The sequence below is a fragment of the Novosphingobium pokkalii genome (assembly GCF_014652855.1).
In the GTDB taxonomy this organism is placed as follows: domain Bacteria; phylum Pseudomonadota; class Alphaproteobacteria; order Sphingomonadales; family Sphingomonadaceae; genus Novosphingobium; species Novosphingobium pokkalii.
Map to the genome: position 1 here is coordinate 89,339 of NZ_BMZP01000017.1, position 11,758 is coordinate 101,096.

Below are 11,758 nucleotides of genomic sequence, written 5' to 3' on the forward strand. Positions count from 1 at the left end.
CTCAATTCTCCTTCGCGGCCGTGGGGCGATCGGCGCTGCGGCGCTGCTCGGTCTCGCCCAGATGCAGCCAGGCATCGTGGGCAAGCGCGCCCGGCCGGCCGGTGAAATGCAGCACGGTGGTGCCCTGCGGGCGCAGGGCAGCCAGCACGCGCGCCAGTTGTTCTGGCTCCAGCATGTCGTAAAGCGGGGACAGCACCAGCACGCGCGGGCTGGCGAGGATGGCCCCGGCCAGCTTGAGCAGCATGGTTTCCCCCACCGACAGCGGCCAGCCGGAGCTGGACAGCATGGTATCCAGCCCCTTGGGCAAGGCGCCCACGCGGTCTTCCAGGCCAACCAGCGCCAGCGCTTCGAGCATGTCCTGCCCGGCGCCGTCGGCACGCCCGGCGCCAGCCAGGCGCAAATAGTCGCGCACCGACATTTCCACGATCGTCGGGCGATCGAGCACGGTCACGTCTGCGCGCAGGCGCACCATGTCGAAGCTGCCGAGGTCCGCGCCACCCACGCGCACCAGGCCGCGCTCGGGTGTGGCCAGGCGCTTGAGCAGGGTGGCCACGCTGCGCTCCACGCCGGGAGCGGCGAGAATGCCCACCTGCTCCCCGCTTTCGATGGCGAAATCCAGGCGATGCGCGCCCAGCACCACGCCCTGGAAGCGGATCGCGCCGTGCGGCAGGGCGCGGGCATCGGCGGCCGGTGGCGCTTCCTGCGGCACGTCCCAGAACAGGGCCAGTTCCTCCATCCCGGCGGCGAGATCGTAGAACACCTCGAGATAGCCGCCGAGCTGGGCAATGCCGTAGAACACGCCCGAGAGGATCAGTTCGGCGGCGACCAACTGGCCCACCGAAAGTTCGCCTTGCAGGATCAGCCAGCCGCCCATCGCCAGCAGGCCGGCACTGGCCATGGCATAGAGCAGCAGCAGGCACAGCGTCTGGCTGAACGTATGGCGGAAATGGCGGCGATGCGCGGCCACATACGTGGCGGTCATCGCTTCGCTGCGGTCGATCGCGAAGTTGATGTGGCGGCCCGACTTGTAGAAGCCGTTCGAGGCCCCCAGGCTTTCCAGCCAATGCGCGGCGGCATGCTTGGCATGGCTCTTGGCCACCGCGCTGCCCAGCGAAGGCAGCAGCCAGGCGCGCCAGATCACCAGCACCAGGACCACCAGCACCACGTTGAACGCCAGGAAAAACGGGTGATAGAAGCTGGTCACGACCAGGCCCACCAGGCTTTGCAGGACGATGGCAAAGCCGCCGATCACCAGGCTGGTCAGCGCCTTTTGCACCGTGCCCATGTCGAAGAAGCGGTTGAACAGGTCACCCCGCCGCGCATCGACGAAGAACGGGTTCTGCGCGTGGATGGCACGCGTGGTGATCTCGGCCATCAGCCGCGCGAAGAAGCGCTGCTCGAACCGCGCCATCACCGCCACGCGCAAGGCCATCAGCGCCCCCGCCAGCAGCAGCAGGGCAAACAGCACCAGGGCCAGCGTGAACAGCGGGGCGGGCAGCGCGATATTGGCCACCGAGTTGATCAGCAACTGCACCGAAATCGGCGTGGCCAGCGACAGCAGCGAGATCGCCGCACCATAGACCAGCGCCAGGCGGAGGAAGGCCTTGTCGGGCGACAGGACCAGGCTGGCCCAGCGCCGCAGATCGCGCAGCGTCAGGCGATGGGCGTGATGGCCCCCATGGTCTCCACCATGATCGGGGCCGTGATGGGCCGAATGTTGGTCGCTTGCACCCATGAAGAGCGGCCTTTCTTGCCTGGCTGAAAATTCTCCTGAAAAGGTGGCCTCGGCAAAGCCTTACGCCAATACGGTAGTCACCTATGCTTTCGATAGGTTTTTCCTATCGCCCGGCAATGCTCCGCAATGTCTCTGCCAAAAGCATCATGTCGCTCGATCGCCCGGCGCCGGCGCGCCAGAGCAGCCCGATCTCGCGATAGGGGCGCCCGCCGGCAAAGGGGCGCACCACCACGTCCCCACCCTCCGCGATTTCCTGGCGCACATAGAGTTCGGGCAGCAGCGCCAGCCCCATGCCCATGCCGGCCATCTGCCGCACGGCATCCAGGCTGGTGCCCTCGTAATCGCGCAGCACGTGGGCGCCGCAGCGTTCGGCCAGGGCGGCCACCTGCTGGCTCAGCCGGTATTCGGGCTGCATCGTCAACAGGCCGCGCCCGGCCAGGTGCTCGGGCCGCACGACCTGCACTTGCGCCATGGGATCATCAGCCGCCATGGCCAGAAACATCGGTTCACGAAACAGGCGTTCGACATGGAACCGGGCGGCGGCCACCGGCAGTTGCAGCAGCACGGTATCGTGCCGTCCTTCGGCCAGATGATCGAGCAGGGCATCGGGCAGCCCCTCGCGGACATGGACCTTGAGCGTGGGGTGCGTGGCATGCAGCCGCGCCACCAGTTGCGGCAGGATATAGGGCCCGAGCGTGGGCGATACGCCCAGCCGCAGCGTGCCGGCCAGTTCCCCTTCGCGATGGCGGCGGGCAAGATCGGCAAAGCCTTCTGCCTCGGCCAGAACGCGGCGCGCGGCGGCCACCGCTTCACGCCCGAGCGGGGTGAGTACCGCGCGCCCGCCGCGTTCGGCCACCGCGCCCCCCAACAGACCTTCGAGCAAGTGAATCTGTTGCGAGAACGACGGCTGCGACACGCCCATCGCCGCCGCACCGCGGGTAAAGTTGCCGCAATCGGCCAGCGCCACCAGGCAGCGCAATTGCCGCAAGCTGGGCCAGGCCGGATTGTCGGTCATGCGGGTCCCCTTGTTTCCGCTGCCTTCTGTCATAGCGCAGATCGGGCGGTGATCCAAAGTCCTGTTCCACGCACATAAATATGATAATTGCGCGAAATGCAACTGGAATGCCGTTATTCGCATTTGTCAGGGCAGGCAAATTCCACCATCTAGGGCGGGCCTTTCAGGCATCCTCTCCCAAACTTTCCAGGGCCGGTCGCAAGACCGGCCTTTTTTTGGCTCGCTTCACCGCTCAGACGTGGTTGGGAAGCGCCAAAGCGAAGCGCCGGTTCCCGCTGCGGGCACGGCGCCATACACCCCGGCGGAGGCACCCTACCCCAGCACTTTCCCTATGCGTCACTTGCAAGAGACGCATGATCAGGCTGCCCCTCGCAGCGTTGCCAGGACTCGTCCCTGCATGCGGCGCAAGGGGCCGATCCAGCGCAAGCGGTTGATCGCCTGCGCGCGCGCCATGCGCTCCACCAGCACTTCGGGCGGGCACGGCAGGCCGCTGACTGGATCGAGATAGCGCGGATAGCGAATGAGCACGCCCGCCACCAGGGCATCGAGCGTCAGCGCGCGGCCGCGCCGCGCGGGTACGGGCGCAAGGTCTCGCGTCAATCCCCAGCCGGCATAGAACGGCGTGCCGTGGCACGTCACCGGCCGGCCGCGCAGCAGGGCCTCGAAGCCCGCCAGCGAGGTGAGCACGTGCACGGCGTCCACCGCATCGAGCAGGGGGGCCATACCGCCGCCCCGCACCACGCGATCGGCATAGCCCAGGATCGCCGCGTCGGGCACCGCGCCCTTGCGATGGCCGGCATCGACATCGGGATGGGGGCGGAACCAGATTTCGGCGTCCGGCTCGGCCAGGCGAACCCGGCGCACGAGTTCGAGATTGGACGCCAGGCCATGGCCGCCGGCCTGCACCGACAGATCGTCTTCCACCTGCCCCGGCACCAGCACCCGGAGCCGTGCCGGGGCGCTCCGCTCCGGGTACGCGGCATCGGCGCCCGCCGCATATTTGCTGATGCCGGCGGCCACGATCGCCTGGCGCAGCCGCGCCGCGCGGGCCAGCAGGCGTGGCGGAAAAGCCGCCTGGGCCAGAATCGACTCCAGGTCGCTGGGACCGGATGGATCGAAATGCATACCCCGCGCATCGACCACCACCGAAGACGGCGGCACCAGATCGACCCCCAGCCCCACCGAACGCACGAACCCATCTTCCACCCTGACCAGGGGCACGCCCTCGTCGCGCGCTCGGGCGATCAGGTGCGGCGACACGCGCGAAGGCCAGATCGCCACGGCGCCACCGGCCGTCCGCGCCTTGGCCAAGGCCAAGCGAGGGTTGCGGAAGAAGCGCAAGCGCTGCTCCGGGTGCCACAGGAAGCGGCGCATCTCGGCGCGCTTCCACCAGGCCATGCCGCTGGCCACGGCAATCGTGCGGTTGGCCGCCAGCGCCGTGCGCCAGGTGGCGAGTATATCGATCGCTTCGCCGATGCCGATCGCCGCCCCCGTGAACGGGCTGCGATAGGCCACCGCCACAAGGGCGGCCAAGGCCCGCGCCGTCAGCGCCTCTGTGCTGTCGCCGGGCTGGCCATAACGCCCGGGCGACAAGACCCGCACATCCAACCCGGCGATGCAGGCCAGCGCCACCCATTCGTCATCCCCATGGGCAACCACCCGGCGCGCCCGGCCCAGCACCGACCACGGATCGACCCGTGACGGCGCCGTCTGCCGCCCGGCAAGGCACTTCGCCCAAACCGGTTCATCCCCCGGCAGCAACCACAGGCCCGCCCCGTCGTCCTCGTCGCACAGCGCGGCCACCTCTGCGGATCGGGCTGGCCGCAGCACGGTGGACAAGGCCTCGCTCCCCGGCACGGGCGGTCCCCAGAACGCGCCCCCCACCTGCGCCGCGCGGATTTCGGCAAACAGGCACTCGGCATCCAGCGCCCTGTCAGCAGGCGCCTGGCCTGCGCCCGATATCGCGGCATCGCCCAACGGGAACGGCGGCGAGCGCAGCAGCGCAGGCGCGGCCGCGCTCACGGGCGCACGTCCCACGCGGCCAGGCGCAAGGCGCCATCGGCCTCTCGCACGATCAGTCCATAGGCCCCGGTGGCCAGCTTGAGCGCGCCACCCGGCGCCAGGCCCAGCGCCAGCAAGGCAAAGCGCGCCGCACCATTGCTGGTGACCAGCAAGGTTGGCTGCGCTGCCGTGGTCAGAAACGCCTGCCAGGCGTGCAGACGCTCGGGCGCATCCACGATCCAGCCCGGCGGCGGCGTTCCCTCGCGGTCCCATGCGGCCAGCGCCTGCGGGCCGATCCGCGCCACGACCTCGGCCTCCGGGCGATCTTCATCGGGTCCATGGTCGATCTCGCGCAGCCATTCGCATGGCTCCGGCCGCAGAGTGGCCGGCTGATGCGCCAGGATGGCCGCAGCCGTCGCCCGGGTGCGCTGCAATGGCGAGACCAGAGCTCGGCCAAAGTGCCAGCCCTGCTGCGCGAAATGGCGGCCCAGCGCCTCGGCCTGCGCCACGCCCGCTGGCGTCAGCGGCAGATCGGTGCGCGCCCCGATGCGCGGCGCCGGCTCGCCCGCCGCGAACGTGTTGCCGTGCCGCACGATGACGAACATCGGCCCGCCCGGGGGTGGCATCGGCCCGCTCATGCCGGAAACGGATCGCCCAGCCGCGCAATCGCGGCTTCGGCCAGGGCCAGGTCTTCCGGTGTATCGATGCCCGCCATGGCATGCAGCGGCGGATCGACCGGAATCGTCGCGATCGTCCGCCCCGCCTCCAGGAAGCGCAATTGCTCCAGCCCTTCGAGCACTTCGCACGGGCTTGGCGGCGCCTGGGCGAACCATGCCAGCGCGGCCAGGCGATAGCCATAGAGCCCAAGGTGCTGCCACACCGGCGAAAGCGTGTCCCTCGCGCGCAATTGCGCCTCGTTGCGCAGCACGGGAAGGATCGCCTTGGAAAACCACAGCGCTCGCCCCTGCGCATCGCGGACGCAGGTGGTGCCGCTGAACGGCGCGGCCTGCTTGTGCGCGCGCAGGCGGTCCAGCCGCTCCCAGTCCAGCCGATAGACCGGCGTGGCCACATCCGCGTCGCCCTCGCGCAGCGCCGCGATCAGCCCCGCCACCACGCCAGGCGCCACGAACGGCGCGTCGCCTTGCAGGTTGATCACCAGTTCCGGTGCCTGCGGCTGCGCCAGGGCAGCGGCATGGGCGCGGGCCGAGCCGGAATCGAGCGCAGCATCGGTCATCGTCACGGCCGCGCCGATGCCGCGCGCATGATCGGCAATCCGCGCGTCATCGGTCGCCACCACCACCGCGCAGTCCCCGGCAAGGGCGGCCGCCGCCTGCGCCACGGCATGGACCCGCTGCAACAGGGTGCGCCCTGCAATCGGCAGCAGGGGCTTGCCCGGCAGGCGGGTGGAGCCGAAGCGCGCCGGAACGACGATCAGCGCGCGCATCGATCTCGACGCCAAAATGGACATTGCCCCCACCTTGCCAAAAATTTCCGTTCCGCCAAGATTTGCCTGCTCTCCCCGCGCGCCGGCGCACAGGGGGATATCGATCCGATCTGAACCAGGCCCACCCCTTTTCCATCCAGGCGAGTCCCAGCTTCATGAACCTTTGCGGCAATGCCCTTACGCCTGCCTCCCCCCTGTTCGCGATTGCCGGGCCCTGCGTGATCGAAAGCGAGGCGATGACTATGGCCATTGCCGAGACGCTGGCCGGGGTGGCGCAACGGCTGGGCCTGACGCTCATCTTCAAAGCCTCGTTCGACAAGGCCAACCGCAGTTCGGACCAATCGTTCAGGGGCCTTGGCATGAGCAAGGGCTTGCAAATCCTGGACAAGGTGCGCCGCGAAACCGGCCTTGCGGTGATCACCGACGTGCACGAGGCTGGCCAGGTGGACGAAGTGGCCGCCGTGGTCGACGTGTTGCAGACGCCCGCCTTCCTGGCGCGGCAGACCGATTTCATCGCGGCGGTCGCGGCCAGCGGCAAGCCGGTGAACATCAAGAAGGCCCAGTTCATGGCCCCGGCCGACATGCAGCAGGTGGTCAACAAGGCGCGCAACGCCGCCCGCGCGGCCGGCCACGATCCGGATGCATTCCTGCTGTGCGAACGCGGCACCTCGTTCGGCTACAACACCCTGGTTTCAGACATGCGCGGCCTGGCGATCATGGCCGAGACCGGCTGCCCGGTGGTGTTCGATGCCACCCATTCGGTGCAGCAACCCGGTGGCCTGGGCGAACGCTCGGGCGGTCAGCGCGAATTCGTGCCGCTGCTGGCGCGCGCTGCGGTGGCCGCCGGTGTCGCCGGGGTGTTCATGGAAACCCACCCCGATCCCGACCAGGCCCTGTCGGACGGCCCCAACGCCTTGCCGCTCGGCGATTTCGAGGAACTGTGGAAACGCCTGATGGCGATCGACGCGGTGGTCAAGCAAGGTTGAACCAGATCGCGCCGCTCATCCCACGCCGTGCCAGGCCAGCACCGCGCGCAAATAGTCCGCATAGTTCGATTTGCCCAGCTTATCGACGGCGCGGATCAGGCCCGCCGCATCGATGAACCCCCGGCGGAACGCGATCTCTTCCGGGCTGGCGATCTTGAACCCCTGCCGCTTTTCCAGGATGCGCACATATTCGGCGGCATCGAGCAGGCTGTCCGGCGTCCCCGTGTCGAGCCAGGCATAGCCGCGCCCCAGCATCTCCACCGAAAGTTCGCCGCGTTCGAGATAGGCGCGGTTGACGTCGGTGATCTCCAGTTCGCCACGGGCCGAAGGCTTGAGATTGGCAGCAATGTCGACCACTTGCGCGTCATAGAAATAGAGCCCGGTGACCGCCCAGTTCGACTCCGGGCGCGCCGGCTTTTCCGCGATCGCCACCGCCTTCATCGCCGCATCGAACGAGACGACGCCGTACCGTTCGGGATCGGAGACATGATAGGCGAAAATCGTCGCCCCCTGCGGGCGCGATGCGGCCGAAGCGAGCACTTGGGGCAGCCCCTGGCCATAGAAGATGTTGTCCCCCAGGATCAGCGCCGAGGACTGGCCGTTGACGAAATCCGCGCCGATCACATAGGCCTGCGCCAGCCCGTCCGGGCTGGGCTGCTCGGCATAGTCGATCTGCATGCCCCACTGCGACCCGTCGCCCAGCAGCGCCTGGAACGCGGGCACGTCGCGCGGGGTGGAGATGATCAGCACCTCGCGAATGTCGGCCAGCATCAGGGTGCTGAGCGGGTAATAGATCATCGGCTTGTCATAGACCGACAGGAGCTGCTTGGAGGTGGCCAGCGTCATCGGATAGAGCCGGGTGCCGCTACCCCCTGCCAGAATGATGCCCTTCATGCCGTGGCGCCTCCCGTAAACGCGCTGCTCATGCCCGCCCCTGTCATGCCTGCATCGCCGGCGCGGGTTCCAGGCCCAGGCGCGCCCCGTCATAGCGATCGCGCAAGGGGCGCCACCACCAGGCATTGTCGCAATACCACTGCACGGTCTTTTCGATGCCGCTGTCGAAGGTTTCCCGGGCGCGCCAGCCCAGTTCGGTTTCCAGCCGGGTGGCGTCGATCGCATAGCGCGCGTCGTGCCCCGGCCGATCCGCCACGAAGGTGATCAGGTTTTCGCGCGGCTCCGCCCCCGGCACCAGGCGATCGAGCACCGCGCAGATCCGCCGCACCACCTCGATGTTGCGCCGCTCGTTGCGACCGCCGACGTTGTAGGTTTCGCCCACGCGCCCCTGCGCCACGATTCTGTCCAGCGCGCGGGCATGGTCTTCCACATAGAGCCAATCTCGCACGTTCTCGCCCTGGCCATAGACCGGCAGCGGCCGCCCTTCCAGCGCGTTGAGAATGGTCAGCGGAATGAGCTTTTCGGGGAAGTGATAAGGGCCATAGTTGTTGGAGCAGTTGGACACCACCACCGGCAGGCCATACGTGCGCTGCCAGGCCTTGGCGAGGTGATCGGACGCCGCCTTCGACGCCGAATAGGGCGAGGACGGATCGTAGGGCGTGGTCTCGGCAAACAGGCCGGTTTCCCCCAGCGAACCATAAACCTCGTCGGTGGACACGTGGAGGAAGCGGAACGCGGCCTTGGCCGCCGCGTCCAGATCCTGCCAATAGGCGCGCGCCGCCTCCAGCAGAACGAAGGTTCCCACCACGTTGGTCTGGATGAAATCGGCCGCGCCGGTGATCGAGCGATCGACATGGCTTTCGGCCGCCAGGTGCATGATCCGGTCGGGCCGGAACGTGGCGATGGCCTGGGCCATGGCGCTGCCGTCGCGAATGTCGGCCCGCAGGAAGCGATGATTCGGCTGGCCCGCCACCGCGCGCAGCGACGCTTCGCACCCGGCATAGGTCAGGGCATCGATCGTCAGCACGTCATAGCCGCGCTCCAGAACGAGAAAGCGGACAAGAGCCGATCCGATGAAGCCGGCGCCGCCGGTAACGATCACGCGCATGGAAAAATGCTCCGAAGCGGGTGCCCTTGCACAGGCTGCACACTTTCGCGGCGGTTACTTTGGTCTCCAGCCTCGGGGGCGCTTTCTATGCGTTTGCAGCCTAATATCCGGTTACCCTGCCGGCAGGCGCCGTGAAACAAAAAAGCCGTTGGCGGCCCGATGGCGCCAACGGCTTCATGCAACGGCCATGGCCGCTCGTCAGAAAATCTTGGCCACCTCGTAGAACACCGCGCCGACAAAGGCCGAGGCGGGGATCGTCACCAGCCAGGCCACGACGACACGCTGCGCGACGCTCCAGCGCACGGCCGAAGCGCGGCGGGCGGCACCCACGCCGACCACGCAGCCGGTGATGGTGTGCGTCGTCGAGACCGGAATGCCGAAGGCACTGGCCGCGAACAGCATGATCGAGCCGCCGGCCGAGGCGCAGAAGCCCTGGTGGTGCGACAGCTTGGTGATGCGGCTGCCCATGGTTTCGATGATCTTCCACCCGCCCGAGAGCGTGCCCAGCCCCATGGCGACATAACACGAGAGCACGACCCAGCCGGGGACGTGGAACGTGCCGCCCAGCATGCCCTGCGAATAGAGCAGCACGGCGATGATCCCCATGGTCTTCTGCGCATCGTTGGCGCCATGGCCGATCGAGTAGGCTGCCGCCGAAAGCAGGTGCAGCTTCTTGAACGTGCTTTCCGCCGTGCGGGCCGAAGCCTTGGCAAAGGCCCAGGAAGACAGCAGCATCAGCAGCATCGACACGACCAGGCCGACCACAGGCGAAAGCACGATGGCCGAGGTGGTGGAGGTGACGCCCTTCCACACGATTGCCCCGGTGCCCGCGTGCATCACACCCGAGCCAAGGAGGCCGCCGATCAGTGCATGGCTGGACGAAGACGGGATGCCGCGCCACCAGGTGATCACGTTCCAGGTCATCGCGCCGACCAGGGCGCCGAAGATCACCTGGGGGGTAATCACATCCTTGTCGACGATGCCCTTGCCCACGGTTTCGGCCACTTTCAGGCCGAATGTGAAATAGGCGGCAAAGTTGAAGAACGCGGCAAACAGCACGGCCTGAACCGGCGTGAGCAACCGCGTGGAGACCACTGTGGCAATCGAGTTTGCCGCGTCGTGCAGTCCGTTGATGAAGTCGAACGCCAAGGCCATGATCACCAGCGCGATGATCAGGGGCAGGGCCACGGCCACATGGTTCATGAACCTAGCTCCTCAGGCCCGGACATCAGGCATGGTCGATCACGAGACCGTCGATCTCGTTGGCGACATCCTCGAACCGGTCGACCACGCGCTCAAGATGGCTGTAGATTTCGCGGGCGACGAAGAACTGCATCGGCGCGCTCTGCCCGTGGGCCTTGAACGCCTTGGACAGGCCGGCATCGTGAATCTCGTCGGCCTTGCCTTCCAGGCGCACCAGGCGCTCGGTCAGCTCGTGCAGGCGGGCGGCGTTGGCGTGGATCGAGCGCAGCAGCGGCAGCGCTTCGGCGATCACGCGCGCGCATTCCACGATGATCGCGGCCATGTCGGCCATTTCCTGCTCGAACGCGGTCACTTCATAGAGCGAGATCGCGTTGGAGGTCTGGTGCATCTGGTCGATCGAATCGTCCATCGCGCTGATCAGCGAGGTGATCGCGCCACGATCGAAGGGCGTAAGGAACGTGCGGCGCACGGTCACCAGCACTTCGCGGGTGATCGCGTCGGCGTCGTGCTCGCGCTCGGCGATCTCGCGCACATGATCGGCCATGCCCGACCCGCCCTGGAGCAGGCGCGCCAGCGCATTGCTGCCGGCAATCAGGGTTTGGCCGTGCGCCTCGAACAGTTCGAAGAAGTTGCCCTGACGCGGCAACAGGTTCTGGAACCAGTGAAACATGCCCAGTCTCTCTTTCACGTGGCCCAAGCTGCGGACCAACGGTGCGGTGGTGGCAAGGGCCCGGAATTCCGTGGCCCGGAAGCTGCGAATCAAGGCTTGCAGGTCTGGCTCGTCCACCGCATCGGCTGCGGCGGCAAGCGAAAACCATTGGCGCTTGCGTTGTTCCCCTTCGGCCCAGCGCGGCAGTTCCTCGGTCACGGCCAGGGGAAACACCTGGACCTGGACCATCACCGACGCGCCAGACCGCAGGGTCTTGCGATACTCGAACCGGCCAAGCGCGGCGGGGCAGATCGCCCCGACCACGCCGGCTTCCTCCTCCGCCTCGCGGGCGGCGGCGGCGTGGGCGGCCTCCCCCTTGCCGAAATTGCCCTTGGGAATGACCCAGCGCCCCGTCCCGCGCGAGGTGACGAGGAGCACTTCGATGGGCGCGGAAAGGCCATCACCGATGGTGCGATAGGGCAAGGCGGCAATTTGGCGAACGGGACCCACTCCGGCTGCATAACAAAGCTTGGCGCGCGCTAGAGGCTGCGCAGGCCAATCGTCAAGAAATGGTCATATCCCCCATGCGAAATATCGCCGGGGCGAGACGGCCCCATCCGCTTCCCCTCCAGCAGGGAATTGTTGCAGATGCATGGCAACGCGGCGCTTTGCAGGCTAGCACTACTTTGGCAGAAGTGTGATTTTTGGGATTCCCAAGGCGTA

At 67.5% G+C, this 11,758-nt stretch carries 11 protein-coding genes; 1 reads left to right on the top strand and 10 read right to left on the bottom strand.

From position 1 onward, the window contains the following. Position 1 precedes the first annotated feature (1 nt). From IE191_RS16260 to IE191_RS16280, 5 genes are all read right to left on the bottom strand, one after another. Positions 2-1,735 (bottom strand): ABC transporter transmembrane domain-containing protein, encoded by a 1,734-nt coding sequence (locus IE191_RS16260; RefSeq protein WP_191325434.1) that lies wholly within the window; start codon positions 1,733-1,735, stop codon positions 2-4. Between the two features lie 103 nt (positions 1,736-1,838). Then, entirely contained in the window at positions 1,839-2,750 is a 912-nt protein-coding gene (locus tag IE191_RS16265) for a hydrogen peroxide-inducible genes activator (RefSeq protein ID WP_191325435.1), read from the bottom strand. A gap of 357 nt (positions 2,751-3,107) precedes the next feature. After that, entirely contained in the window at positions 3,108-4,787 is a 1,680-nt protein-coding gene (locus IE191_RS16270; RefSeq protein WP_191325436.1) for a capsular polysaccharide export protein, LipB/KpsS family, read from the bottom strand. After that, on the bottom strand, positions 4,769-5,389 hold the full coding sequence (locus tag IE191_RS16275; protein ID WP_229815510.1) for a histidine phosphatase family protein: 621 nt from the start codon (positions 5,387-5,389) through the stop codon (positions 4,769-4,771). The genes IE191_RS16270 and IE191_RS16275 overlap by 19 nt, the downstream gene beginning before the upstream one ends. Further along, a complete protein-coding gene (locus IE191_RS16280) occupies positions 5,386-6,219 on the bottom strand; it encodes a 3-deoxy-manno-octulosonate cytidylyltransferase (RefSeq protein WP_229815511.1) in 834 nt (277 codons plus the stop codon). Before IE191_RS16280 ends, IE191_RS16275 begins: the two co-directional genes overlap by 4 nt. A 131-nt stretch (positions 6,220-6,350) precedes the next feature. Between IE191_RS16280 and kdsA the strand changes: the two genes are divergently transcribed. Further along, positions 6,351-7,181 (top strand): 3-deoxy-8-phosphooctulonate synthase, encoded by an 831-nt coding sequence (kdsA, locus tag IE191_RS16285; protein WP_191325437.1) that lies wholly within the window; start codon positions 6,351-6,353, stop codon positions 7,179-7,181. Between the two features lie 15 nt (positions 7,182-7,196). Here the strand turns inward: kdsA and rfbA are convergent, their stop codons facing one another. The 5 genes from rfbA to IE191_RS21110 all read right to left on the bottom strand — a co-directional run. Continuing rightward, positions 7,197-8,075 (bottom strand): glucose-1-phosphate thymidylyltransferase RfbA, encoded by an 879-nt coding sequence (gene rfbA / locus IE191_RS16290; RefSeq protein WP_191325438.1) that lies wholly within the window; start codon positions 8,073-8,075, stop codon positions 7,197-7,199. A 43-nt stretch (positions 8,076-8,118) separates the two neighbouring features. Continuing rightward, positions 8,119-9,183, bottom strand: a complete 1,065-nt coding sequence (gene rfbB, locus IE191_RS16295; protein WP_191325439.1) for a dTDP-glucose 4,6-dehydratase — start codon at positions 9,181-9,183, stop codon at positions 8,119-8,121. Between the two features lie 198 nt (positions 9,184-9,381). Next, entirely contained in the window at positions 9,382-10,386 is a 1,005-nt protein-coding gene (locus IE191_RS16300) for an inorganic phosphate transporter (RefSeq protein WP_191325440.1), read from the bottom strand. 25 nt (positions 10,387-10,411) lie between these two features. Then, positions 10,412-11,518: a DUF47 family protein gene (locus IE191_RS16305; protein WP_191325441.1), complete on the bottom strand. Its 1,107-nt coding sequence runs from the start codon at positions 11,516-11,518 to the stop codon at positions 10,412-10,414. Between the two features lie 56 nt (positions 11,519-11,574). After that, the coding region (locus IE191_RS21110; RefSeq protein WP_229815513.1) for a hypothetical protein at positions 11,575-11,758 on the bottom strand (184 nt) is incomplete at its 5' end.

Excerpts from the sequence above, each read along its gene's own strand:
- IE191_RS16275 (WP_229815510.1), bottom strand. The coding sequence starts at position 5,389 with ATGAGCGGGCCGATGCCACCCCCGGGCGGGCCGATGTTCGTCATCGTG.
- IE191_RS16280 (WP_229815511.1), bottom strand. The coding sequence starts at position 6,219 with ATGTCCATTTTGGCGTCGAGATCGATGCGCGCGCTGATCGTCGTTCCG.
- IE191_RS16300 (WP_191325440.1), bottom strand. The coding sequence starts at position 10,386 with ATGAACCATGTGGCCGTGGCCCTGCCCCTGATCATCGCGCTGGTGATC.
- IE191_RS16265 (WP_191325435.1), bottom strand. The coding sequence starts at position 2,750 with ATGACCGACAATCCGGCCTGGCCCAGCTTGCGGCAATTGCGCTGCCTG.
- IE191_RS16260 (WP_191325434.1), bottom strand. The coding sequence starts at position 1,735 with ATGGGTGCAAGCGACCAACATTCGGCCCATCACGGCCCCGATCATGGT.
- rfbA (WP_191325438.1), bottom strand. The coding sequence starts at position 8,075 with ATGAAGGGCATCATTCTGGCAGGGGGTAGCGGCACCCGGCTCTATCCG.
- rfbB (WP_191325439.1), bottom strand. The coding sequence starts at position 9,183 with ATGCGCGTGATCGTTACCGGCGGCGCCGGCTTCATCGGATCGGCTCTT.
- kdsA (WP_191325437.1), top strand. The coding sequence starts at position 6,351 with ATGAACCTTTGCGGCAATGCCCTTACGCCTGCCTCCCCCCTGTTCGCG.